The 24,803-nt window shown below is 65.0% G+C and carries 15 protein-coding genes; 7 read left to right on the forward strand and 8 right to left on the reverse strand.

The window, feature by feature from the left end:
• Positions 1-15 precede the first annotated feature (15 nt).
• Both NCO8_RS26215 and NCO8_RS26220 read right to left on the reverse strand, forming a co-directional pair.
• Positions 16-5,046: a DEAD/DEAH box helicase gene (locus NCO8_RS26215; protein WP_210740871.1), complete on the reverse strand. Its 5,031-nt coding sequence runs from the start codon at positions 5,044-5,046 to the stop codon at positions 16-18.
• Positions 4,947-8,330, reverse strand: coding sequence for a hypothetical protein (locus NCO8_RS26220; protein ID WP_067643198.1), 3,384 nt, complete (start codon positions 8,328-8,330; stop codon positions 4,947-4,949). Before NCO8_RS26220 ends, NCO8_RS26215 begins: the two co-directional genes overlap by 100 nt.
• Before the next feature lie 176 nt (positions 8,331-8,506).
• Between NCO8_RS26220 and NCO8_RS26225 the strand changes: the two genes are divergently transcribed.
• Positions 8,507-10,318, forward strand: a complete 1,812-nt coding sequence (locus tag NCO8_RS26225; protein WP_067643201.1) for a DEAD/DEAH box helicase — start codon at positions 8,507-8,509, stop codon at positions 10,316-10,318.
• Positions 10,319-10,325: 7 nt separating this feature from the next.
• On the opposite strand, the gene NCO8_RS26230 is transcribed toward NCO8_RS26225, so the two are convergent.
• A complete protein-coding gene (locus NCO8_RS26230) occupies positions 10,326-15,149 on the reverse strand; it encodes a PDDEXK-like endonuclease domain-containing protein (protein WP_157105116.1) in 4,824 nt (1,607 codons plus the stop codon).
• A 534-nt stretch (positions 15,150-15,683) separates the two neighbouring features.
• Between NCO8_RS26230 and NCO8_RS26235 the strand changes: the two genes are divergently transcribed.
• The 3 genes from NCO8_RS26235 (at position 15,684) to NCO8_RS26245 (ending at position 17,815) form a co-directional block, all read left to right on the forward strand.
• A complete protein-coding gene (locus tag NCO8_RS26235) occupies positions 15,684-16,262 on the forward strand; it encodes a helix-turn-helix domain-containing protein (RefSeq protein ID WP_157105117.1) in 579 nt (192 codons plus the stop codon).
• 58 nt (positions 16,263-16,320) lie between these two features.
• Positions 16,321-16,977 carry a hypothetical protein gene (locus NCO8_RS26240; protein ID WP_067643333.1) on the forward strand — a complete coding sequence of 219 codons (657 nt, stop codon included), beginning with the start codon at positions 16,321-16,323 and terminating at the stop codon, positions 16,975-16,977.
• Positions 16,978-17,110: 133 nt separating this feature from the next.
• Positions 17,111-17,815 (forward strand): phosphoribosylanthranilate isomerase, encoded by a 705-nt coding sequence (locus NCO8_RS26245; RefSeq protein ID WP_067643210.1) that lies wholly within the window; start codon positions 17,111-17,113, stop codon positions 17,813-17,815.
• Here NCO8_RS26245 and NCO8_RS31920 read toward each other — a convergent pair.
• Both NCO8_RS31920 and NCO8_RS31925 read right to left on the reverse strand, forming a co-directional pair.
• Positions 17,772-18,599: an EamA family transporter gene (locus NCO8_RS31920; protein ID WP_067643214.1), complete on the reverse strand. Its 828-nt coding sequence runs from the start codon at positions 18,597-18,599 to the stop codon at positions 17,772-17,774. The two genes, NCO8_RS26245 and NCO8_RS31920, sit on opposite strands and share 44 nt — an antisense overlap.
• Before the next feature lie 41 nt (positions 18,600-18,640).
• A complete protein-coding gene (locus NCO8_RS31925) occupies positions 18,641-19,996 on the reverse strand; it encodes a hypothetical protein (protein ID WP_167353336.1) in 1,356 nt (451 codons plus the stop codon).
• Between the two features lie 140 nt (positions 19,997-20,136).
• On the opposite strand from NCO8_RS31925, the gene NCO8_RS26260 reads away from it, so the two are divergent.
• Complete coding sequence (locus tag NCO8_RS26260) at positions 20,137-21,027, forward strand: ADP-ribosylglycohydrolase family protein (protein ID WP_245655501.1); 891 nt, start codon at positions 20,137-20,139, stop codon at positions 21,025-21,027.
• Here the strand turns inward: NCO8_RS26260 and NCO8_RS26265 are convergent.
• The 3 genes from NCO8_RS26265 to NCO8_RS26275 form a co-directional block, all read right to left on the reverse strand.
• Complete coding sequence (locus NCO8_RS26265) at positions 21,017-21,895, reverse strand: ATP-grasp domain-containing protein (protein WP_067643224.1); 879 nt, start codon at positions 21,893-21,895, stop codon at positions 21,017-21,019. The two genes, NCO8_RS26260 and NCO8_RS26265, sit on opposite strands and share 11 nt — an antisense overlap.
• Positions 21,896-21,913: 18 nt before the next feature.
• Positions 21,914-22,612, reverse strand: a complete 699-nt coding sequence (gene gntA / locus NCO8_RS26270; RefSeq protein WP_067643227.1) for a guanitoxin biosynthesis heme-dependent pre-guanitoxin N-hydroxylase GntA — start codon at positions 22,610-22,612, stop codon at positions 21,914-21,916.
• A 179-nt stretch (positions 22,613-22,791) separates the two neighbouring features.
• On the reverse strand, positions 22,792-23,229 hold the full coding sequence (locus tag NCO8_RS26275; RefSeq protein ID WP_067643231.1) for a hypothetical protein: 438 nt from the start codon (positions 23,227-23,229) through the stop codon (positions 22,792-22,794).
• Between the two features lie 154 nt (positions 23,230-23,383).
• Here NCO8_RS26275 and NCO8_RS26280 point away from each other — a divergent pair, with 154 nt between their 5' ends.
• Together NCO8_RS26280 and NCO8_RS26285 are read left to right on the forward strand one after the other, a co-directional pair.
• Entirely contained in the window at positions 23,384-24,481 is a 1,098-nt protein-coding gene (locus NCO8_RS26280) for a WD40/YVTN/BNR-like repeat-containing protein (protein ID WP_067643234.1), read from the forward strand.
• Between the two features lie 29 nt (positions 24,482-24,510).
• On the forward strand, positions 24,511-24,759 hold the full coding sequence (locus NCO8_RS26285) for a MoaD/ThiS family protein (RefSeq protein WP_245655502.1): 249 nt from the start codon (positions 24,511-24,513) through the stop codon (positions 24,757-24,759).
• The last annotated feature ends 44 nt before the right edge of the window (positions 24,760-24,803 follow it).

The raw sequence follows: 24,803 nt of genomic DNA on the forward strand, positions 1-24,803 counted from the left end.
CTGCCCCCGTGGCGTTCACGTGCCCACCAGGATTGTCGCCAGCTCGTCGACATCGGCTTCTTCCACCCGCACGACCCGGAAACCGTCGGCCGCCAAGCCGGAATCGCGGTCTTCGTCCACGCCCTCGACGACAACCACCTTCTCCGTCGGCCAGACGATGTCGACCATCCAGTAGGCCCGCCCGGCCTCGATCCCGACCTCGGGCTTGGGAACACCGGCCTGCTGCAGCTCCGCGAGGAGGTCCCGGACGGCCTGAGAGGAATACAGCGGGTCCTCGTCCCAGGATTCCGGAGCCTTGTCGACCGACAGATCGGTGACTTCGGGTGCCAGTCCGAGCTGGTGGAACACTTCCAGCGCGCCCGCTCTGGTCAGCTGATCATGGAACCTGGCGTTGCGGTAGGACCGCAGGCAGCCATAGCACGAGGTCTCGATACCGCAGTCACACGTGGCGACCCGTTGCGCGGCGACCCGCAACACTCGATCTAGTTCCGCGGCAATCTGTTTCGACGCTCCCGCGCCGGCAGGCACGGTGTCGAACAACACGATGCTTCGACGGTGGTCGGCACTCCAGGACAGCGTTCCGTCGATGTCGTCGCGGCTGATCTCCAACGCCTCCGAAGCACCTTCGAGCAGGGCGTACAGCACCGACAACCACTTGTCTTCCGACTCTGTGTAATGGAAGTCCGCAAAAGTGAACTCCGCGACGTCGGTTTCGTAACGATGGGCCAGGTTGACCTGATCGAGCGGTCCACCACACGGACTACCGGTCGCCGGACGCTCATGTGTTTTGCTCGGCGCGCGATCGAACCTGATCGGCTCGGCCCAGCCGCACCAAGCACACAGCCGGAATCCGTTGCCCGCTCCTTCGCCGATCACAGCGAGTTTGGCGCGCGTACCCGACCGCGCCCACACTTGCATATCGTCTTTCGATGGCCAGACAACCGGTTCCGAACCCTCGCCGACCGTCTCCACAAAGCTGGCGCCCGACCATGCTCGTTGGGGCGCTTCAGCTTTCACATCCTCGGGCTTTCGATCGGCGACGAAGCCGAACTCCGGCAGAACACAGGTTTTCGTCGCGTCGAATTCTGCCCGGCAGTTCGGACAGGTCGACAACGGGTCGAGCACATGCCCTGACTCGAAGTGATTGCATTCCTTGCATACGCGGTACTGCAGCGTTTCCAGCTCCCGTTTCGGCAGTTTGTGCAGACCGCGCGAAGTCCACAACTTGCCGCCCGCGACCACCTGGTTACCCGGTGCGTAGTCGTAGATCGCCTGCCCGAGGTCACGGGCGAGTTCGAGCTTGGCGCCGACGGTACCTTCGCAATGGGTAGTGCGCAGTTCCACGGTGTCGACGGGAAATCCGTACTTCGGCAGGACGTTCTTGTTGGCGAGATATCCGAGCAGCTGGCGACCTTGGACAGTGTGCAGGGTCTTCTGCAGACGACTGCCGAGCGCCAGGTTCTTCGCGTCGATGGCCTGTTGGATCAGGTCTTCGAAAGTCGCGATGTCCGTGCGGATGTCGTGTTCCGCATCGGCGAGTTGGGCACACAGATGTTCGACCCAGGCGTCGGTTTCCACCCCGATCTCACGCTGCACGTGGGCAGGCAATGCAGCCCGTAGGGAGCTTCGAACAGCATCGGGGACAGGAGTCAGAAAATGGCGTACTCGAGCGGCCGCCGACTCGGTCTCATCATTCTCCGGCGTGAAGAACTCACCGGCCGTGGCCCACTCGCGGCCCTCCTTGTCATAGCAGTCACGAAAATAGGCGGCCAACGCGACAGAATGGGCGTGTCTACGGCCGATTCGGTCGTTGTCGATGGGAATCCACGGAATTCGCATCTTTCCGGCGATCATCGACTCCGGCTTCTGGAACTTCGACAGATCGTGTGAACTGCGCTTGGCGTAGGTGACCACGAGTGCGGCCGACGTGGCGCGACGCCCGGCCCGACCTGCCCGCTGCACGTAGTTCGCCGTTTTCGGCGGCATGTTGCGCAACATCACCGATTGCAGATCGCCGACATCGACCCCGAGCTCGAATGTCGTGGAGCACGACAGGACATTCACTTCGCCGGAGATGAATCGTCGTTGGATGTCGGCGGCCGCGGTGGCCTCCCATTGCGCGGTGTGCTCACGCGCCGACAGCGGCAACATGGCCAACGACCGGTACGCGGTCCGATAGTGATTGATGTCCTCGTCGCGGTCCGGAATCGCGTGGGGCGCGAGCCGCCCGTCACAATTGCCCTGGGGGCACAGATCGCGCACATTGTGGACGGTGATCCGGCGGCATGCCCCGCACTGGAACCATTCACAGTCGGCACCACGACGGATCCGCAGCTGGTCTTGGTCCAGCTGGTACAGCACACCGGCAACGCGGTCGCTCTCTTCGAGAAAATACTTGTTCTGCAGTAGAAAGTTCCAGCATGCGTCGAGCACCTTTTCGGCCGGTTCCGACCTGCCCAATTCGGCAAGGACCTTGCGCAGGAACAAGATACGGTTGTTCGCAGTGCCCGGCCTGCCGCCAGGAAGCCAGCTGATGATACGACGATCCCGATCCGAATCCCGGGAACGGATGCGGATCCGGCTGGCACGAGGCTCGAAGATCGGCAGTGTGATGTCGACTTCGGGAAGCAGACTCATCGCGCCCTGCAGCCGGATGGACTTCACGAGCTCGTTCAGCAAGGCCCATACTTCGTCATCGCTGAGCCCCAGGTTGCGGAATCCCTTCGGGATCTCGGCATTTCGGGACCGGAACAATGAAACCGCCATGAGCCCGAGGCCTTCCAGCGACTGACGCTGGTCCATCGCCATCAGCTCTGCCATCACCCAGGGGTTGACCGCGCGCATGATCGTGGCGCGGGTGGCGCGTTCCTCGAAGTGCTGCGCGCGCACCGCCATGGCTTTCGCATCAGCAGCCAAGTCATCAGGTGACAGGGCCTCACCGGCATTCTTCGGTTGGCCAAGCGCCTCGGTGAGGTAGCGCCGTTCCAGCATCCGGCCATAAGTCTGCTCGAGATAGGGAGCGGCGAAGGCCGCTGCCTGCCTCGAGTCGGAGAACATCAACAGTTTCCGCCCGCCGCCGACGAAATCCGCCGTACCGTCCGCAGCTTCCGGAAGATGCTGGTAGAGCGCGGTCGTGATGACCGCAGGCGCGGCATTCGTGTCGGTCCGCAGCCGCCGGATCACCTGCCGTGACCGCGCACCGCACTCGGTGCACTTGCTCATCACCCGTGCGGCGGCACGATGCTCCCGGACCCGCAATACCCGGCCGCCTGGGCACTTCGGCGCGCAACTCCCGCGCGCACCACATCCGGTGCACAGCGTGCCGGTGCCGGTGCCTGCGGCGCTGCTCTGCTGCTCGTCGAGAGTTTCGTCATCCTCGTCGATGAGGTCGCCGGTGTCGCTGTCGGTCACCACCAACCAGCTCACCTTGCTCTCCCCCTTGGCTGGGCGGAAGTACTCGCGGCCGTCGACCAGCTCCCGCTGCCCGGCGAGATGCACAGCACCGCACCGCTGACAGGTACCGAATTCGAAAACCGCGCGTCCGGTATTCGGATCAACCTCGTGACGGCCGAGCAAGACAGTGGGGCCGTTGTCGTCGAAACTGACGAAGGCGCCCTCCGTCGCCCGGACGAACAGGTGGTAGCGCGCAGACAACACCGGCTTCTTCGTCTCGTCGGTAATTTTCGAACCCAGTGCGACGAGGGCTTCGAGCTTCTGTGGGGCCTGGGCGTCGTCCGGCCACAACTTCGCGGCGAGCTCACGGACGCTTTGGGGTCCGGCCGCCGCGTAACTTTCGAGGTCGGCGATCCGGCGTTCGCTGTGCAGTGCGTCCACGATGTCACCGGAGGGCACCTTCGTACCGATCCAGGTCAGGTCGGCACCCGGCGCGGCCAGGGTCAGCAGCTTGTCGTCGTCGATCTTCCAGGTCGCCGGTGGACGGCTGGGCATCCGGGTGGCGGTCACCAGATCCTGACGACTCGGGTCGTCGGCCACGAACTCGAACGGGACGTCGAACAACTTCTGCGCAAACGCCGTCGCCTCGATCCCCTGGGCTTCGGGCGTGGTTCCGGACAACGACGCCGACGTGGCGATGCACTGTAGCGACCGCCCGCCGGCAACCCGATCCCGGAGTCTGCGCAGCAGTAGCGCGACTTCACATCCCTGCGCGCCGTCGTAGACGTGAGCCTCGTCGAGCGCTATGAATCGCCAAGTGTCCTGGTGCTTTCCATCGAAAAGCTCCAAGTCACGCGGGCGCAGCAGCAGATACTCCAGCATCGCGTAATTGGTGAGCAGGATGTGTGGCGGGCTGTCGCGCATCTCCTCTCGGCTGAGCAACTCGTTCGGCAGGCGCTCGGCACCGGAAAACATCGCGTGGTAGCCGGCCTCGGCGGCGGCGCGGTGCCGTTTGGTTTCGCCCGTATAGCGTCCGAAAGTGATCTCCGGGGTTGCTGCGAGCAGTCCCCGCAAGCGTTTGAGCTGGTCATTGGCCAGCGCGTTCATTGGATACAGCAGCAAGGCGCGAACACCTGGCCCGAGTGTGCCCGCATACTTCTCGGCGATGAGAGAGTTCAGGATCGGAAGCAGGAAGCTCTCCGTCTTACCCGAACCAGTGCCGGTGCTCACGACCAGGTTGCGGCCACTCGCCACCTTGCGAACGGCTGTCTCCTGGTGCGCATACAGCGCCCGGTCCAGCTCGATGGTTGCGCCGAACTCTGCGAAGCCGGGGTGCAATACGCCCTCGGAGATCAGTGACCGCAGCGACGCACCCGGTGCGTACGGGGGCGTCAGCTCGAGCATCGGCCCCTTCGTGAGCAGCGATGTCTCGTCCACCGCCTGGTCGAACGCGCTCGCCAGCGCCGGATCACGCGGCGCCAGCAACGTTTTCAGATAGCGTTTGTAGCCTGCTTCGATGTCGGCACTGGCGGCAAGGGGATCCAGCCTGTCGGTCACCGATGGTCTCCGATCTTGTTGATGACATCGTGGTGCAAAACGTAGGACGCGAGCGCATCGGCGATCAGCAGGTCGGCAGCGACCAGTCCTGGACATAATTCGGCCAGCCTGGCCCAGCACTGCCGCATGGGCGCGGTGAACACCGGATGCGACATCAGCGAGCGAGCCCGCAACCGGGCGACGACAGCGAACAGCAGCGACTGCATCGACATCAGCATCCAGGGGAATTCGCTGGTGTCTACCCCTGTCAGCGCATCACTGCGTGCTTTGACCACGTCGTATACCCACGGCGAGGCCCGTCGCAAGGGGGTCGTCAACGCAGCCGAGTGGGTGGTCATGGCATGCGAGGCCGGATCGGACTGCCAGTCGAGCCGCCGGGCGAACGCCTCGAACATCGCAGCCCTTCGGGTATCCGGATCAAGCAACGCCCCGGGCACGATCTCACACGCGTCCCTGAGCGCGGCGATCTGCTCCGGCGCCATGCGGTGCATCCCGATGGTGTTTCGCTCGAAGTAGCCGGTGTAGACCTCCCGCAATTTCCCCGACAGCAGCTCGACCAGGGCTGGACCGCCGTGCGTGGCCAGGTCGGCACGAAGCGCTTCGGCACTCTCCTCGGCCGACTGCAACACGACATTCGGAAGGTCGGCGATATCGATCAGACAGCCGAGCCACGGATTGGCGTGCTTACCCAGGCGGAAGTACGAACTGAAATCCTTGTCCACCAGCCCGGTACGGATCAGCAGTGCTGGAAGCTGGGCCTGCGGAAGAGCGCTGCGTTCCAACGCCTCGAGTGAGCTTCGAGGATCGGCCCCGAGAACTCGCAGCAGTCCACCGCGAACCAGCGGGCTCAGCGAGCTGTCGGAGTAACAGTTCGCGTAAGCGGACCACACCTCGGCGAGCGCACTGCCCGAGACGGGCGGATTCCCCGCACCGGCCAGGAATTTCGCCAGCTCTGTGCGTGCCGGGTCCGAATCCTGCAGCCAGCCGTGCTGCGGAACGTGGTACGCCGTATCGTCAGGGCGGCTCGGGGCGGTGATCACCGCCCATGGATCATCGACGAAAACCTGCACGGTCAGCGGTCCAGCATCGGCGAATTCGGCGGGCAGGCGCGCCTTTCCCTCGACGATCTCGACCTGTGTCGGTGGCCGCCACGGCGCGGTCTCCGGCCAGACGAACGCGGCGAGGTCGTCGCTGTCGGTGCCCTCGAACACCAGCACACCGCCGTCCAACCGGATTCCTGAGCACAGCAGGCGCGGCTGCACACGGGCCACGGTGACCTGAGTGGTCCGACCGTCCGGGGTATCTATCCGGGCCAGCAGTGTCGCGGTGCGCAGCGAGCGCGCGGTGTCGGCAAAGGTCCGGCTCGACACCTGGAAGAGATTGTCGCGGTTGACCTGTGGCTCCTCGGTCTGCCGAATCCGGCCCACTGAATCCGACAGTGCGATGTCGACTTCGACATCGCCGGGGACCCGAACCGCCACGATCAGGTGCTCGGTGAGATCGTCGACGGTCAGCACCGGCGCGACCGTGCGCCAGCGGGCGGCGGCGCCGATGTCGTCGACCCGGAACTCGATATGTGGCGGACGAAGGACCAGGCGTTCGACCGTCTGCCCTGCTGATACCCGAAACTCCGAATCACGCTGCGCACTGGGAAACTCGACGAACGCACGGTCGAGGGCCAACGGCGGCGCGATCTCGAGCGCGGTCGCCGCCGGGGACAATCCGTCCGGGGTCGGTATGCGGAAGATGCTGTCGTGCTCGACCGAGAGCCCTTCCACCATGAACATGCTGTGTCGAATGTCTTGTCCCAGTGGCCCACTGATGACGATGTCGAACATGCCGAGCAGGCCCGGCGCGAGACCGTCGAACGGGTCGAGCTCGGTGAGTTCGGTATCCGATTCCCATTCGTCGTCGGCCAGCCAGTCGGTGGTCCCCGACCGGCGCACCCGCACGCGCCAGGCAACCGGCTCGGCACCTGTGACGGGCAGCGTTACGGCGGGGCGTTCGCTGTACACCAGCAAGCCCGATCTGGTGAAGACCCCTTCGACCGGGTCGGCTAGATCGAGTCGGGCGGCACCGACCCGGCGAACCTGCTGCACCGGGCCGAGAAGGTGATCTCGACGCAACCGCACCGAGTCGACCGCCGCCAGGTCGTAGACCCGTGCTCGCCAGTCGCGCCAGCCCGCGGGGACAGCTTCGGCCGTGAACGACACCGGCGCCCCACTGTGCCCGTCGACCAGCGACGCGGTCGCCGGATGGACACCGATCACCTCGCCACGCGGCAGGGCGAGATGCCGGGAGATCGGTTTGCCGTTGTGATCGAACAGCAAGAGCGGATTGTCCTTGTCCACCAAGGAAATCCGATGATGCGCTTCGGAGGCGTCATGGCGCAGGACCACTTCGCGCACTCGATGTGGGACCCGAACCCGAGTCGGCGGGTGCACCTCGCCTTCACTCAGGCCCCAACCTCGTTCGGCGTACACCTCGGTGCTGTCGCCGTCGAAAGAAACCAACCACGGAAATTCGGAGCCCCGGTCCGGAAACGGAACCTCGACGACGACTTGGTCATCGGATCGCGAATAGGCGATCACCGGTCGGCGTGATCGACCGACCCGACCGGACTCGGCAGTGCTCGACCCGAACGGCCGCTCCTCGAACCGGTCGATCAACGCTTCGAGCATGACACTCGGCAGCCCGGTGGTCGAGGTATCGAGATCGAGGTCGTTGGCGACCTCCGGATGCTCGCGGGCGTATTCGGCGAACTCGATGATCCGGTCGACGATGTCGACAGCGGCCTCACCACCGAACTGCAGGAAGTTGCGGACGGGAACATCGAGGTGGTTCATCCGGTACTCGAGACCAGGCTGGGTGAGCCACTCGAACACGGCAGCACCACTCGGTTCACGTCCGAGCGAAATGTGCTGTTCGATAACGTCGACCAGGTCGTTGAGGCAGTGCACCGGGACTCCGGCATGCACCGCCATGGTCTGCACGTACTGCTGGTTGCTGATCTCCGGGAATTCGCACAGCTTGAACTTGCGCAGCAGCGAGGTGAGCTTGGTCCGCAGCAGGTTCTCGAACTCCTGCTCGCGCTCCATCGCCAGTTCCGCCCAGAAACTCTCCCAGTATTTCCCCTGCTCATAGGACAGACCCGCATGCCCGATCAGGGTGGTCAGGGTGAGCGCGGGAAACCGGTCGATCAACCGGGCAAGACCGTGGGTGCGTCGGTGATCCCGGATGAGCTGGCCGAACAGGTCGCGGGTCCGGACGATTTCGTCGTGGTCCAAGTTGAGCTCGACGAACAGCGACACCCGCTCCAACTGCCTGGCGCGAGCAAATTCTTCGTCGCCGGCCTGGACCCACACGAACGACTCGGCCATTCGAGCCACACCCCCTCCACACCGCGCCTGCTACCCATTTCGGGCGCCTGGCAAACCTCCATCAACCGATTCTCATCATCTCACCGATCGGAAGTTTCCGGGCGCAGACCGAAGCTGCTGATTTCGAGCCGCTACCCTCGTCAGCGGAGGCCCCGTTCGGGCCTGGCGAGGAGGGTGTGAGGGTGCTGCGCCCGTGGCAACAGGCTGCCTACGACGAGTGGAACCGTAAGGGCCGCAGAGGCATCGTCGAGGCCGTGGCGGGTACGGGCAAGACCGTGCTCGGTGTGCGAGCCGCGGCGGAAGCGGTCGAGGCGGGCAGCCCGGTCGTTGCCGTAGTCCCCGACGACGCCGCCCGTGAACGCTGGCTCGCAACGATGGAAGAGACGATGCCGTCGTGTCGGATCGGCAGCCTCGCTATGCCGAGCCGAACCCGGCACGTAGCCGTGCTCACCGCCAACACAGTGGCGCGCCTGCGCACCGCCGACCTCGATCACCACAGGGCCCTGCTGATCGTCGATGACCTGCATCGATACGGCGCGGGGTTTTGGCCGACGGCATTGACGGAGCGCTTCCCACACCGGCTCGGCTTCACCGATGCCCTCCCGCCCGGGGATCGCACCGTCGACTCGGTGCTTCTCCCCTACTTCGGCTCCGTGATCGCCGGCTGTGATTACCCGCGTGCCCGCGCGGACGGCCATCTCGCGCCGGTCACGGTCGTGCAGGTCGGTGTCGAGCTGACGCCCAAAGAACGTGCCCGCCTCAATCAGGCACAATCACTGGTCGAGCGCGAGATCGACACATTGACCGGCAGCTACGGCGCACCGGATCGCTCCGAGGAATTCCACGTCTTCGTCGAACAGCTCCGGCAAGGCCGTGGCTCCGGGGCCCACCATGCCAACCGCTATGTGCAAGCGCTCGGCGATCGGGCGACATTGCTGGCGGAATGCCGGGCGAAGATGGACCTCGTCCGCTCGCTGCCGATCGACGTACTCCGCGATACCCAGACCGTGGTTTTCGCCGGCCGAGCGGTGGCGGCGGGGACAGTGGTACAGATTCTGAGTTCCGCCGGAGTTACCGCCGCCATCTCGGGCCCCGCGCTGCGGCCCGAGCAGCGATCGGCGCTGTCGGCCGGCCTGCGTGAACGGTCGGTGCGGGTGCTCGTCGAACAACGCGTGCCCGACGAAACGGTGCTCGTGCCGCACGCCGAACTCGGGTTGTTCCTCGCCCGCAGCCACGACCGCACCGAGATGATCCGGCGGCTGGGTCGCGTCGTGACTTCTGCCCATGCTGGCCGGCCCCACGTCATCGTCATCGCCTACGTGGTCGGATCCATCGAAGATCCGGCCGCCGGCGTCGATGGTTCCTTCCTGTCGGTTGCCCATCGACTGGCAGACAACACTGTGCGCACGGATGTCGCCGGATTGACGCAGTTCCTGACCGAATGGGCCGGTCAGGCAGCTGCCGTCGCGGCGGAAGACCATGCGGTCGGAGCGGCCGCGCCATCCGGGGTTCATCTGGTGGCGCACGACGACGCAGACAGCGAAGGTGCCGACACGCACGATCCCGACGACGATGACTCTGTCGAGTACATGGCCGAGGCGGTGCCCGAGTACGCCGACCTGCTGGACCAGTTGACCAAACTCGAATTCGTTGCCACCGGAGACGAAGTGGGCGACCTGATCGGGGTCACCGATCCTCGTGAGCTGCTCGACGAAGTCCAAGCCGCGGCCGACGCCGGGCTGCTGACCTACCGCTCACTCGGCGAACCCACTGAGGACCTGCTGCTCGTGTCGGCAGCCGTGGGCGGCACGAGGGCGACACGTGAGCAGGCCGCAGCAGCGATCGCACAATGGGCGGCCGGATCCGATGATCCGGTGGGCGAATTGCGGTCAGTGATGTCGCGGGTCGGTACGCTCACCGTGCCGCCGCACCGGCTCATCCAGATCGCCGCGTTCCTCCGCGGGCGAACACCCTCGGGCCTGCTCTGATCTCACCTCATCCGGCGGGCGCCGTACGCGCGCTCGAAAGCACCAGGGCGAACATCGAGATGGCCCGATCGGTCAACTGCGCCTGACCCAGCTCGCTCGCGGCTGTCTGCATCAGTCCACGCCGGTCGCCCCAACCGGTCGTCTCGGCAGCGTCGGCCAGGATTCGGGCGAGTTCGCGCGGCGGCACCTCCTCGATGGAACGGGCTCCCAGCGTCCGCCGTCGCACCTCCGGTTGGCTCGGTGATCGGTAGGTGAACCATTGCGGCTGAGGCAGTTCCAGAAAGTCGTCCACGATCAGCTCGCCACGCTCGACAGCCACCGACAGTGCACGGTCCAACGCTGCCCTGCCACCTCGCTCGTCGTCGTCCGCCACGTTGCGAAAGAACACTGAACGCAGACGACCGGCGGTCACGGGGCCCTCCACCTTGACAACGCGCAGCAGATCACTCACGACCGTCTCGATCGGCGACGCGGCAGACAGCGGTGACACCAATCCATTGAACGCCGAATATTCTTGCTCACCAGCTTCTTCCGTGACAACAGAGGGTGCGGGGGCGGCGTTCGGAGGCTCGATCGGGACGTCGATGTCGACGTTCTCCTCGACTGGACAGACTTGCTCGTTTTCGCCAGCCCCGGTATCGGGTTCCGGTTTGCGCCAATCGAAGTCGGCCAGCGGATCCACGACAGGCTGCTGTATCACCGGCTCAGCGGTTCCGACACTCGTCGCCGACGCGATCGGTGCCGCATCGGCTTGCACCAGGTCCTCGGCCGACACCGGCGTCAGGCCGACCTCGTCGAGCAGTTGCCACAGTGGCTCGAGGCTCGACTCCGGATCGGACACGAAGCGCGACTGCCGAATTCGGAAGAACGGCCAACCACACCGTTGCAGATCACGCTGCCACGCCATCGACCGCTGGTATTCGATCGGCCCCGCCCACCTGTCGCCGTCACACTGCACAGCGACCCGGATATGGCCTCCGACAATCACCATGTCGAGCGCGTGTCCGCCGACGTCGTACTGTGCGACCACCCGGTAACCGCGACCGACGATCCGGTTGAAAACGCATTGCTCGAACAACGAACGGAAAGGTGCCACCGGCCTGTTCTCGGGGACTGGCTCCGAAACCCCGGTGGTGATCTCCGGCGGCGTGGTCTCGATCGATCGGCAGTAGTCGAGCAGTTGGTAGCGCAGGTCGGCCGGATTCTTCAGTTGCTCGGCGGTGACCGAGTGGAACAACCACAGCTGATCGGCCGCACGCGACACCGCGACGTTGTACCGCTGGGTCGCCGATTCGTCGGCTCGGGCCACCAGCCTGGTCTCTGGTCCGGCCGACTTCACCATCGACAGGAACATCACATCCCGTTCGGCGCCCTGGAAGTCGGCCGCGTCGCCACAGCGCAGCCGACGCCGGTCGATCTCCTCCGGAGACACCTTGACCAGCATCTTCTTCCAGATGACTTCCGCCTGCGCGGTGCCGAGCAGGGAGATCACCCCGAAGGTCTTCCCGTCGTATCGCGAATCGGCCAAGCACTCCAGGATGCGGGCGACGATCCGATCGGCTTCGATCTCGTTCACATTGCCCGGCGTGCTGACGCCGTCGGGGACGTATTCGGTCCGGATCGGCGGTAACCGATCGACACCGTACAACCGCACGGGCACCAAACGCACATCGTCTTTTTCGTAGGCGATCTTGTTCGAGAAGCCGATGATCTCGGGCACACAGCGGCGGTGTTCGAGCAGGGTGAGCCGCGACGGGAAGCGCATCGCGGCCTCGTCGAACAGGCTCCGCTTGGGGTCGGTCCATGTGGCCCGGTGCAGGTTGTCGGCCAGAAATTGCTCGCCGAGCCCGTTCACGGTGTCGATCTTCACGCCCACACCGGACGGCGAAACCTGACGGTTGTCGCCGATCACCACGATCCGTGGTGCGAGGTACTGCAGAAACACCGCCTCCACACCCGCCTGTGAGGCCTCGTCGACAACGACGACGTCGAACATGTCCTGTTCGATGTCGAGCTGCTCGACCACCCGGTAGATCGGCATGATCCATACCGGTACTGCGGAGCGGCAGCGAGCCAGGGTCTCCCGGATCTCGGCACGACGGCGATCCGCGTGCGCGCCGGTGCCCTTGCCGAGGCGCCGGACCAGCTGGGCGTACTGACGCAGATCCACCCTGGTGTTCGCGGTGAGCCGCTCGGGTCCGACCGCGTAGTCCCAGGCCTTGGTCACCGCGAGCTCGGATGCCTCGTTGCGCAAGGACGCCTCGATGTCATCGAGCCTGCCGAACAGTTCGTTGACGGTGTCGTCTTCGTGCGCCGCGAGCCATCGGCCCAAACCGGCCCATTCCCAGGCATTTTCGAGCTCGACGAGGCGGTTGTCCCACGCGGGATCGGAAGCCGTTGCCGCGATCGCGTCCCGCAGGCGCGGCAACGATGCCATTCGTGCTCCGAGCTCGTGCCGATGAACGAACCTGCGCCGCACCGTGTTCAGTTCACCGAGGCGCTGATAGGCGCGACGGTAGGCTTCGACATCGCCGCGTTCTATCGCGGCATGCAGCTCTTGCAGATTCGCCGTCGCGTGCGGCTGGAATCGCACTGCGTTCAGCTTGACCGACACCGTATCGAAAAGATGTTGTACTGCTCTTCTTTCGTCGATCGCGGTGACGGCCTCGAACGACGCGAAGATCGGCTTGCGCGCGTTCGCGTCGGCCCAGTCCGGTTCAGGGAGGCCGAAGGTGCGCAGTTGCCTGCCTGCCTCGGCCAGCTCGGCGCCACAGCTCAGCAACCGCCTCAACTGTTCGGCATGTTCGCGATGCCACGTCAGCCGGATCGTCGGACTCCCGGTGACAGGCATGGCCGGAGTTCCCACCCACACCTCGTCGAGCTGCCCGAGCAGTCGTTCGATCTCCTCGAAACGCAGGAATACATCGAGTTGCTCGGCCGTGGTCGGGATCCGCCCGTCGACCCGGACGTGCTCGAACAACGGCGCCGCGTCCTTGAGCACCCGGCTCTTACCGAACGCGAAACCGGCCTTCGGCATTCCGTCCGCGCCGACCTTGAGCGGACCAGCCGTCTCGATATGCGCGCGAACAGCTTCGGCGAGCGACACCAGGGCAGCGGTATCGCCACCGTTCACGCGCACTTGCGATATTCCGACCTGTGCGACCAACTGCTGCGCCGGCTGGGTGAGACCGGCCAGGCGCATCGCCCGATCCTGCCACAGGGCGGCGCGCCCAAGACTAATGTCGGCCAAGGCTTCTCGAACCCAGGCGTCTCGACTCGCCGCGAGGTCACCCAACTCCCGGTCCAGCCGCCGTACCATCGCCAGCAAGTCCGCACGCGTCGGCGGATTCAACGCGGCAATGCGCTCTGTCCACTGTGGCGCACCCTGTTCCGAGCAGGACCTGACGCGCGCCTCGGCCTGCAGCAGTCGTTCGGACCACAGCGCAATCTGATCGACCGGCGGGACATCATGAGTGGTAATCAGGTCCGGTGCCCGCGATTCGGGGTCATCGAGCGCGGAATCCAGGAGCAACGACCGCCACTGCGCGACGTCCGCCGCCGACACCGGCAGCGCGGCGCCGGGTTCGACTGGATCCAGAGCGCTGATCCAGTCGAACCGCGAGGCTTCGTCGCGATGGCGCGTCACCAGTTCGGTGAGCGTCCCCCGATATCTACCGCACTGGTGCTGCACAACCTCGACTTCGCGTAGCCGCAGCAGTTGTTTCCGGATATCCGCCCGCTCAGCGCGCAGGTCGGCAACGCGGGCCTGCGCGGCTTTCACCGTTGTCTGGGCACGATGCGGGTTGTGGCGGTCGGCTTCCTGCGCGATGCGCTCCATGGCACGTTTCAGGTCGTCGAAATTGTCGCGTGACGCACCGGCCACCGAGACGCACAGCCCACGCATCTCTTCGCGCAACTTGCCGCGAACTTCTTCCAGCGCACGATCGGTGTGGGCGGTGACAAGCACGCGTTTGCCCTGGGCGAGCAGGTGGGTGATCAGCGCGGCGGCGGTGTGCGTCTTGCCCGTGCCGGGCGGTCCCTGCACAATCGTGTGCGCATGCGAATCGACGTGCTCGAGGATCTGGAGCTGCACGCTGTTCAACGGCAGCGGCAAGAAGCAATCGTCCCCGTCACGAACGATCGCGCCGCTCTCCTCGGACCTGACCATGGTCGGCGCATAGGCGGGGTCGACCAGATTTCGAATCCCGCTCGGCACCTCCCGCTGGTCCTGGATCCGGTCGGAAATCGAATCCAGAACCCTGGTCAGGCCCCGCTTGCCGCGCGACCGCATGATCAGCGCGGGGGCATAGAAGCCGACCGGCTCGTCAGTGGCCGTGGCGGGCACGTCCTCGTCTCGATAGCTCGACGAAGGACCGAGGCTGTGTAGCAGGCGCCGCATCAGTCCGGCGATCGTCGCTCGATCGAACGGTTCGAGTCCTTCGTCGACGAGCTCACGTTCGGCCGTTCGGAGCAGACCCGGATCAGCGATCTCGGACGGATCCAGGAAATCGGAGAGTTCCACCGCGGCCCGGCCGCCATCACGGTCCACCCGTACCGTCAACCGACCCGAATCGGTGTCGAAATCCAGCTTGACCGGCAAGGTCAGCACATGACGGCGGGCAGTTCCCCATCCTGGCCTGCGCCAGACCAGGCAGCCGAGCGCGAGCACCGCTTCCTTGGATTCCGCCGAGGCATTCACGTCCGAATACATCTGGTAGACGGCGCGGTACAGGCGCAGCGCGGCTTCCTCGATGCGCGCCCCAGCCGCCCATTCCCGCCATCGAGCAAGCCAGGCGTCGAACTCCTCCACAACGTTCGGATGGTCGCTCAACAGCAACGTCCGAGTACCTGTACCGTCCAGTCGACGCTGAAGCAAGGACGGCTCGTCATCGGGGTCGTCCAATCGGCCAGGTGCCAACCAAGCCCGGACTGCTACCTCAGGTGCGTCGACAGCCGGAGTTCGACGCACCTTGTCCAGCAAGAGAAATGGGGCGTCGGCGTTGTTCGGCGTGAACCGGACAGAGGGATGGTCCGGTATTGCACCGAGCCACTCGATCACGCCGAGGTCGGCAGCATCTTGGACCCTCGTCACCCCCACGCCCTGCACTCGAGCGAGGAACCTGAACAACCGCGCCGCGCGATCTACGAGATCCGCATCGTCGACCACGCCCCGCACCGCCACTCCTCGCCCTGACCATCAGCCCTTGAAACGCTATCGTCTGGAAGGTCCTCGGCGCTACAAATCGACAGGCTGAGCCGGTGGCGATCTCGGCAGGTCATGGGCGATCCGAGGTCGGGAGCATTGAGGGCGGGACCGCGGCTGTCCTGCGGTCATCGAACCCACCCGTCGTGCAAGGATTGTTCGGTGCCAGACACTGTGACGATCACGCCCGTGGAGAGTGGATGGGTCGTCCGCGTCCCCAGCGGTGCCGAGGCGGTGGTCGACGACCTCCGTTCCGCTGCATTCGACGCTGCCCGGCTGATGGACCCCGATCGCTGGTACGAGATCGGCCAAGAACTCGTCCTCGTAGATGCGGGCGGCGCGAGAGTGCACGCATTCACGCTGTTCTTCGACTGGAGCAACGATGAAGCGCAGGTGCGCGCGATCTCCGAGAATCCGCCACCGGGATGCCGGTGGTACGCCGAAGGATCAGGCCTGCACTGCTTGCGGACGGGCTCGACGAGGTTCGACGCGATCGCCGACATCGCCGGCGAACTTCGCCGAAAGCATAGGCTCGCAGTCGACTTCGGCTACGAGAAAGATGAGTGGGACAACGATCCGGACCGGATCGCGCATCTGCTGCTGAACGCGGTCAACCGGGCGGGATCCAGCGGGATCGATGAGCACCAGCTACTGCGCTTCATCACGCTGACGCTGGGCGGGGCTGTCGGTACGATGATGGAGACCGGTGAGGCATTCACGAGTTACCGGCTGCCCGTCTGACGAAAGGCCGCCGTCGAATATGCGGCCCGTCGAATTTCACCCTATTGCAAGGTGCATGATGCCAATCCACACTCCGGGCCTGCCCGGGAACATTCCGCCAGCTGATGTGTTGTGGGCTCGGTGGGCATTACTGGCCGCGATCGACGCAACCACCGAGGCCGAGGCAAGCACCTATCGCACTGGCATGTGGGTCGATCACGATGGCCTTCACTACGAAGACGGTGGTTGCACCTGGTGGGCCATGTCGCGGGTCGGCGAAGGGCGGTTCGTGCTCTATGGAGAGGACGAATCGAGCGGGGTGAAGTGGCACAAGCCGCCGATCGACATGCTGGCGGGTGGGCCGGACTGGCTTCCGTTCGATGAACTGCGCGAGCGGGCCGCCGGGTACGAGTTGGGTTGCGTCTACTGGTTCGAGGATGGTGCCTGGTCCCGTGCGCCCTATCCCGAGGATCTCCGAGACGACGGTCTGAGCTGCGGGATGAGCATGTTCATCGAGAGGGAGCAAGTGCTCGACGCGCTGTCTGCGCGTCTGCTGGAGTCGGCGGGCAGGCTCGACGCGGAAGGCATTCTGTCCGATGCTGAGACACGGTCCCTGACCCCTGATCGGCTGGTCGACGTGCTGCGCCCGGAGACTCCGGGCGACGAACCGCCGGACCGGCCTGCCATTGTCCGTGCCCTTCTTCTCGCGGGGATCGCGGTCCCAACAGCCCAGTGAACGACACTGACAGCCGCACTGGTTCATCAAGGAGCCGCGGTCGAATCAGCATCGACGGACAGTGTCGAACAGCATCCGAGATTGAGCCCTCCCAGGTGGCTGGATAGCCTGCGACGTCACTAGGCTGGGCGGCATGACAGAGTCCGTTCAGGTGAAGATCTGTGGCATCAGGTCAGCAGGCGATCTGCGCCGGGCTCTACGCGCCAAGCCTGATGCCGTGGGCTTCATCTGCGGGGTTACCGCCTTCAGCGAGGACGAGGTCAGCGCGGAGGAGGCTGGGGAGCTGTCCGCGCTGGTGGCCGAGCTCGCGGTGCCGGTGAAGCGCGTGCTGGTGACTCATCTCGAGGACGCCGATGACATCCTCGCTCTCGCCGACCGCATAGGCGTCGACGCGATTCAGGTTCACGGTTTGGTGAGCACGGACAATCTGCGAAAGGTGTATGCGCGCACCGACGGATGCCGCGAGATCATTCGGGCGGTGCATGTTCTCGATGAAGGCGCGTTTGCCGATGTGGAGGCAGTCGCGGATTACTGCGACGTGATCCTGCTCGATTCGCGGACACCGGACCGCCTCGGCGGCACAGGACAAACCCATGATTGGCGCATCAGCAACAAAATCGTCGAGTCGCAAAAGGATCGGGGCAAGCGGGTAGTCCTGGCCGGTGGGCTCGATCCGGACAATGTTCGTGCGGCGATCGACGCGGTCAAACCTTTCGGTGTCGACGTCAATTCCGGAGTCGACGACGCCGAAGGCGACAAATCCGAGGCTGCCTGCGTCGCGTTCGTCGAGGCCGCTAGGGAAGCTGCCTCGACTTATCGTCCAGCACAACAGCACTGAGGACGAGCACGCCGCCGACCACCGCGCCGAGAGTGATCGGTGTATCGGTGAAGATCGCGCTCACCACTGCGGCGAAGACTGCTTCGTTGAGGCCGATGATACTGGCCTTCGTCGCGTCGAGTCCGCGCAGACCCCGCCAATACAGCACAAATCCCGGGGCTAGCAGCAGCGCGCCGACGAGTACGAGCGAGCCGGCTGTGCGCGGGTCGGGCGGATCGGTGAATATCAGTGCGGCACCGAGGAACCCGGCTACGACCAGTTGCCAACCCGCTGATGCGATCGTTGGCCGTTGCGCCGATTCGCGGGCGATGAGGCTGACGAGCATCGCGACGCACACGGCGCTGCCGACCGCCAACACGCAACCCAAGAGCGCTCTGTCCATCCGGATTTCAGCTGAACTACTCGGCACTGCAACCGCCACCGCAGCACCGACCAATAGAAACTCGAGCGCTACCAGCGGCGTGAGCAGGCGTCTCCCCCGCACGATCTCGGTGGCGAGTAAAAGCAACGGCGCAATCAGATGCAGCGCAACGACAACGGGCAGCGGGCCACATTTCAGAGCGGCGACGAAGAGCATGAGGTTGGCCGCTTCGAGTGCGCCGAGCCGCAGGTAGAGAGCCGGCGATTCCATCAGGATTCGCAGCGGACCTTGACGACGAACTCCCGCGATGAGCAGTAACGTCGCGCCACCGCCCGCGGCAACCAGCGCCGAGGAGGCCAGGGCACCTTCAACGGCTGCCAACGCGGCGCTCGAGGCACCCCACACCAGCGTCGCCGTGAGCATGATCCACGGCGACGCTCGGGTGTAGGAGGACCGGGCTACGGTCAAATCGCATAGGTCACGATGGGCAGCACCACAGCAGTGAACCCGCCGAAGACGGCCGCCGCAACCACCCGCGACGACGACGCGGGAAAACGGCTGGTGAGCCAGGTGAGCGTGCCGAACGCGATCACCGTCGTCCCCCAGATCACGAGCGCCCTTGCTGCCAGTTTTACCGGCCAGTCCGGGTTTTCGTACCTTGCATTCAGCTCCGCACCATGGGCCACAATGGTCAGTCCTGCTGTCATGGCCAAGAGGAAGACCGCGAAGCCGGCAAAGCTGTTCATGATCAACCGCTGCCGTCCCCATTTCGCCAGCACCTGTCCGTCGCTGTGATGCGCGCCGTCCGCTCGGCAGATCAGGTCGAAAATCTTTCCAGGATTGGCTGTTTCGCCGACAGCGGCCCGGGCGTGCACCATCGCCTCGAACGCCGAGGTCGTCGAGTAGGCGGTGACGAAACCCTCGCTCGACGTCCTGAACCCACCACGGCTCGGGAGCCGCACCGACATCTCCTGCAATTCGAACAGTGAAGTCAGTGCGGCACGAACCGCCGGATGAAAGATCAACTTGCCGTCCGCGCCGAGCAGGGCCCCTACCGCCGAGTGCAGGCCGAGATGACGCCATGTATGTGCGATGTCGCCGCGCAGAAAGTATTCGTCCCCATTGCAATTCACGCCGTCGGCCAGGGAGTCGAGGATCCGTTCGATCGCCAGTTCCGATGCTCGCCTCGCCCGTTTGCCGCCGACCGACGCGAATTCCGAGCGGGCCAGGACGGACACGATGTGCGCAGCGGTATACAGCGGTTCGGCGCGGACGTCGTCGGACAGCATCGTCAACGCCAGAAACGTGACACCGCGCAGCGTGACCCTGGCGACCTCTTCGTTCGCCGCCGCATAGGGCGCGAGGGCGTGCATCGCGGCGGACGTCGCGGTGAGCGACACCGGACCGATCGACCCCGACATCCGGTACCCGCCCGACTCCGCGTCCTGTTCCTCGATGAGCCGCCGAATACATTCGGCCACATCGGGATCCGTGTCCGGCACTCCGAGACAATGCATCGCCCGCAACTGCCACGCGATGTCGATCGGCCCGGTGAATTCACCCGCGCCTGCCGTGGGCGGCACGATGCGTTGCCTGCGCACCAGGTGCAGCACTTCGTCGGCCTGCGGCACCGGGATCCCCGCCGCAGCCAATGCGCACACAACCTCGGCCGTGTTCTGCGGATTCGGTGGCACGTCGTGAATCCAGCCCCACCCGGCCCCACCTGCCCCATCGGAGAATTGGTAACGCTCGAACCATTCGACCGCCAGCCTCATCCGTTCATCGAGATTGGACATGTCTTTCCCCTTACCGATCTGCACCGAAGCCGCTTCGCCCCAGGTCCTTTCACTTATACAGACGCAAAACAGACCGCTTCCGGATCGGACGAAGCTCCTGACACGATGATCCGGTGATGCGATGGAGATGGCGGTCGAGCACTTCTGATGATCGTGTGGGACCAATGCTCGCTTCGCTCGACGGACTCTCGGTCGGCGATGCGCTGGGGGCCCAGTTCTTCATCATTGGCAGGTCGTTTCCGGACCTTCGGTCGGGTAGGCCGCCACAGGCTCCGTGGGACTGGACCGACGACACCGAGATGGCGTGCGTGCTGGTCGCCGAACTGCGACGTCACCAGCACGTCGACCGGGATCGACTGGCCGCGGAGTTCGCGCGCCGGTTCTCCCCGGAACGCGACTACGGGCACGCGACGGCCACGACGCTTCGTCGGATCCGCAACGGAGCGCCCTGGCGCGAGACGTCCGCAGCCACCTTCGAAGGTCGTGGTTCCTGCGGCAACGGCGCGGCTATGCGGGTCGCGCCCCTCGGCGCCTACTACTGGGACGATCCGCAACGAGCTGTTACCGAAGCAGTACGGTCCGCCCAGGTGACGCACATGCACCCCGACGGCGTGGTCGGGGCGGTCGCCGTGGCCGTCGCGGCCGGGCAGGCCGCTTATGCCCGCCACATCCAAGCTCAGCCCACCGCCACAGGATTCCTCACCGCCGTCCTGGAACGTCTTGAACCGGGCGAGACGACGCATGGCATCTACCGGGCGCGTGAGCTGCTCGGCGCCACTGTTGCCGAAGCCGCACACGAACTGGGCAACGGATCGCGAGTGATGGCACAGGACACCGTGCCCTTCGCCTTGTGGTCCGCCGCAACATATTTGGACGACTACCCGGCTGCTGTCGCCGCGTGCATCGAAGCGGACGGCGACATCGACACAACCTGCGCGATCACCGGAGGGATCGTCGCCGCGTATACCGGAACCGGCACGGCGAACGGAGTACCCCAGGCTTGGCTCGCCGCCCGCGAACCGCTGCCGTCCTGGCTCACCTCGATCAGGGTTTGACGAGCGGGCCGATCAGCGCGGTGGGGTCGACGGTTGAGGGCAGGTCGCTGACCTGGGCGTCGCCGACTTCGATCACCCGCCATACCCCGTCGACGCGACGAGCGACGTCGGTGGTGATGAAGCGGCAACCGAGGCGGGAGACCGCCGGCGCTATTGCGGTCAGGTCCGGTTCGACGTGGGCTGCCGGGTTGTCGGGATGTGGGCCGATGAGGATGGGTTCGCCGTCGAGCCACCAGACTCGGGCCTCCGATGCGGGGGTGTCTGCCGTATCGGTGAAGTCTTCGAATTGCCGCAGCACGAGACCCCCTGCCAAGAACTCGCCCTGTAGTTCGACGAAATTTTCGACCACCCGTCTCAGGTTGGCGGTATCGCGCAGATCGGGGATGTAGCAGGCGGTGTCCCACTCGTGTTTTCGGGATTTCACGTAGTCCTTGACGATTCCCGGACCGTCACCGAGTGGCGTGACCAACTGTGCGAGCGCCGATTCATCGGGGATCTCGCCAGGCCCTGACGGCGACCACACAGTTCGCGGCGTCAATTCCTCGAACGAGGGATACCAGCCAGGCAATTCGTGAGCTGAGGCGTACTGGTCCGGCGCGACCGCCAGGCTGCAGCCGCGCGATGAAAGCGCTTGGGCCAGCTCGCGATATCGCTGCGACGGAATCATCCAGCACCGGTACCACAGCTCTCCGCTGTCGCGGGCCACGCGGCTGACGGCTGCGGCGGTGTGCCCGGCCAGCAGCGCATCATGGTCCAGCAGCGCGACGATCGCACCGATGGCTCGTGCGATGGCCGCTTGTTCGGCGAAATGGTCGTCGACCTTTCGCGGGCTCAGTGGGTCACAGCAGAACAGCAGAGTGGTGGGCACTCTCGCCACATTATTCCGTCAGATATAGGCGCGCTGGACCTCGGCCGGGCCGGATTCTTCCGCCGCAGGACGGACGCTGAACGGGCACTGCCAGTCGAGGGGCTTGGGGCGGCCGGAGTAGCGGCGGGCCTCGGAAAGCGTTTCGTACTCCATCAGGTTCGGGTTGATGTCGCCTTGGAGCATGATGTCCTGTTTGCGGATCTTGTCGGCGAGGCGGTCCCACATGCCGTCGGCTTTGATGCGGGCGAACTGGTCGTGGGAGTTGAAGGCGAGCATCGGGAAGGGTGGGCGGCGGCCGAGGCGGCGGTGGGTTTCGTGGAGGCCGATCACGAAGAATTTGTGGCCGGCGACGCTGTATTTGAATTCTTCGGACTGGGGGTCGGCGGAACAACCTTCCGCCCAGGCGAAGCGGTCCGCGTCGGCCTCGTGAAGGAGCTGTAGGTGCTGCCACAGGAGCTCTTCGAAGCGGAGCTCGTCCACGCCGCGAGGCTGCTCGAAGGTGGCGATGAAGCTTGTGAACTTGCGTGAGCTCCAGTCGGCGGCGCCGACGAACTCCGCCAGATCAGCGGCCATCAGACGAGCTGCTTCTGCGCCGCCGAGCACGTCGTAGTGGCAATGGGTGATTCCGCCCTGACGCCAGGCGGAGCGACCCGCCAGACAGGCGAATCGGTCGCCGAGCAGGAAATTCGCCAGCTCAGCTCGCGCGTCCGTCGTCAACCCCTGTGTTCCTTTCCGTGCGTACGCGCGTGATCCTGTCAGGTGACCAGCGCAGTGCGCGAATCGGGGGAATTGTCACCGATGCCGGTTTCCCCCGCTCGAAGGCCGGATCCGTGAAATGTCCATGTCCGAAATCACACCCGGCCGCTCGGTGCCGTGAAACTCAGTGCGCTGTTCGCTCAGGTCAGGTCGCGGCTCAGCCAGAAAGTCGTGCAGCCTTCACCTGTCACTGTTCCGGTCAGGATTGTGGTGCTGTCCGTGCGGTCGGCTATCAGGTCGACCATCCGGTAGGAACCCGGTCTGTCGATCCACGACGTTTGGCGGAAGACGAAACGGGTCGGCTCGGTGTGCCACTGCATGGCGAAGCGGCCGTTCGGGACCGTGGGGTTTTCCGGCAGCGGATAGAATTCGAACTCCGCGCGGTCAGGCGATCGCACGGTCAGGGTGAGGCCGGTGGCGCCCTGCGCGCAGGTGTAGGAACCGGTCCAGGTCCCCTCGAGCGTCTTTGCATTTGTGGCGTCGGGGTCTGTTGCTGTCGCAGTTCCCTCGATCGAGCGCCCGCATCCCAGCATTGTCGCCACCGCGAATAACCCTGCGGCATAGACGAACTCGCGCATTCTCATACTCCCCTCCGCTGAGTCGAGATCAGGACCCGGAGATATTATGCAGAACCTCGCCATCCCCCGCTTCCACCCGAATGACATTCCGATTGTCGGTGGTCCGGAGTAGCGTGACGGACGTCGGCGTTGCGGTTACCACTGGAGGTCTGCGATGGACGTGTTGCTCGGGATAGGGACTCGTAAGGGGCTGTTTCTGGCACGGAGCCGGGACGGGCGCAAGACCTGGGAGGTGTCGCCGCCGCAGTTTCCGGTTGCCGATGTGAAGGCGTTGGCGATCGACACGCGATCGGAAACTCCGCGAGTGTTGGCGGGGGTGTTGAACAGTCACTTCGGTCCGACGATGGTGGTCAGCGACGATCTCGGACAGACGTGGAGTGAGCCGGACGATGCGCCGCTGGCGTTTCCGGACAACACAGATGCTGCGCTGCAAGGGGTTTGGCAGATCAAGCCGGCGACCGAGGCGGAGCCGGATGTGGTGTATGCGGGAGTCGAGCCGTCGGCGTTGTTCCGTTCCGAGGACGGCGGGCGCAGTTTCGAGTTGGTGCGGGGACTGTGGGACCATCCGCATCGGACGCAGTGGCAGCCGGGCGGTGGCGGGCTCGCACTGCATACGATCCTTCCGCATCCTGCGGACACCCGGCGGATGGCTGTCGCGATGTCGACCGGTGGGGTGTATCAGACCACCGATGGTGGGCAATCGTGGCGACCCACGAACAAAGGGGTCACGGCGGACTTCATGCCTGGTGAGTTGCCGGAATGGGGGCAGTGCGTGCACAAGGTGGCGCTCGATGCCGCGGATCCCGACACGATGTACCTGCAGAACCACGGTGGGGTGTTCCGTAGTACCGATGCCGGAGAGCGCTGGCAGTCGATCGATGGTGGGCTGCCGCCGTCGAATTTCGGATTCCCGATCGTCGCGCATCCTCGGCGGCCCGGCGTGATCTACACGTTCCCACTGGTCGCGGACATGGACCGCTTTCGATTTCCGCCAGACGCCAAGTGCGCCGTGTACCGCAGCGAGGACGGCGGGCAGACCTGGTCGGCGCTCAGCGAAGGACTGCCGGAGGTGCCGTTCTGGGCGGCCGTGATGCGTGATGCCATGTGCGCTGATGATGCCGACCCGACCGGCATCTATTTCGGCACCCGCAACGGCGAGGTGTACTGCAGTGCGGACGAAGGCGACCACTGGCAGCTGGTGGCCGACAAGCTGCCGGACGTGCTCTGTGTGCGCGCCGCGGTGATCGGATAAGGGCCGTGGCGCGCGTCTGTCTGCCGTCGGTGCTTCGCACATACGTCGACGGCGCAAGGGAACTCGATATCGACGGGGCTGATCTGCGCCAGGTGCTCGATGTGCTGCGCGAGCAGTATCCGGGGCTGGAACGGCGCTTGCGCGATGAACGCGGAGTATTGCGCCGTTATGTGAACTTCTATGTCGACGGTGACGAATGCCGGACTCTCGACGGCCAGGAGACTGCGGTGCAGAAAGGGACCGAGGTGATGATTATTCCGGCCGTTGCCGGCGGGTGAATTGGTCTAGAAACGACGAAAGCCCCCTGACCGTAGTCAGGGGG

The sequence above is a fragment of the Nocardia coubleae NBRC 108252 genome (genome assembly GCF_001612805.1).
Classification (GTDB): Bacteria; Actinomycetota; Actinomycetes; order Mycobacteriales; family Mycobacteriaceae; genus Nocardia; species Nocardia coubleae.

Coding starts and splice junctions, on each gene's coding strand:
- NCO8_RS26215 (WP_210740871.1), bottom strand. CDS start 5,046: ATGTCCAGGACTGGTCGCTGCCGACCTGCTGATCGCCGATGCGCTCGC.
- NCO8_RS26280 (WP_067643234.1), top strand. CDS start 23,384: ATGGACGTGTTGCTCGGGATAGGGACTCGTAAGGGGCTGTTTCTGGCA.
- NCO8_RS31920 (WP_067643214.1), bottom strand. CDS start 18,599: ATGCTCACGGCGACGCTGGTGTGGGGTGCCTCGAGCGCCGCGTTGGCA.
- NCO8_RS26260 (WP_245655501.1), top strand. CDS start 20,137: ATGCTCGCTTCGCTCGACGGACTCTCGGTCGGCGATGCGCTGGGGGCC.
- NCO8_RS26240 (WP_067643333.1), top strand. CDS start 16,321: ATGCCAATCCACACTCCGGGCCTGCCCGGGAACATTCCGCCAGCTGAT.
- NCO8_RS26245 (WP_067643210.1), top strand. CDS start 17,111: ATGACAGAGTCCGTTCAGGTGAAGATCTGTGGCATCAGGTCAGCAGGC.
- NCO8_RS26220 (WP_067643198.1), bottom strand. CDS start 8,330: ATGGCCGAGTCGTTCGTGTGGGTCCAGGCCGGCGACGAAGAATTTGCT.
- NCO8_RS26275 (WP_067643231.1), bottom strand. CDS start 23,229: ATGCGCGAGTTCGTCTATGCCGCAGGGTTATTCGCGGTGGCGACAATG.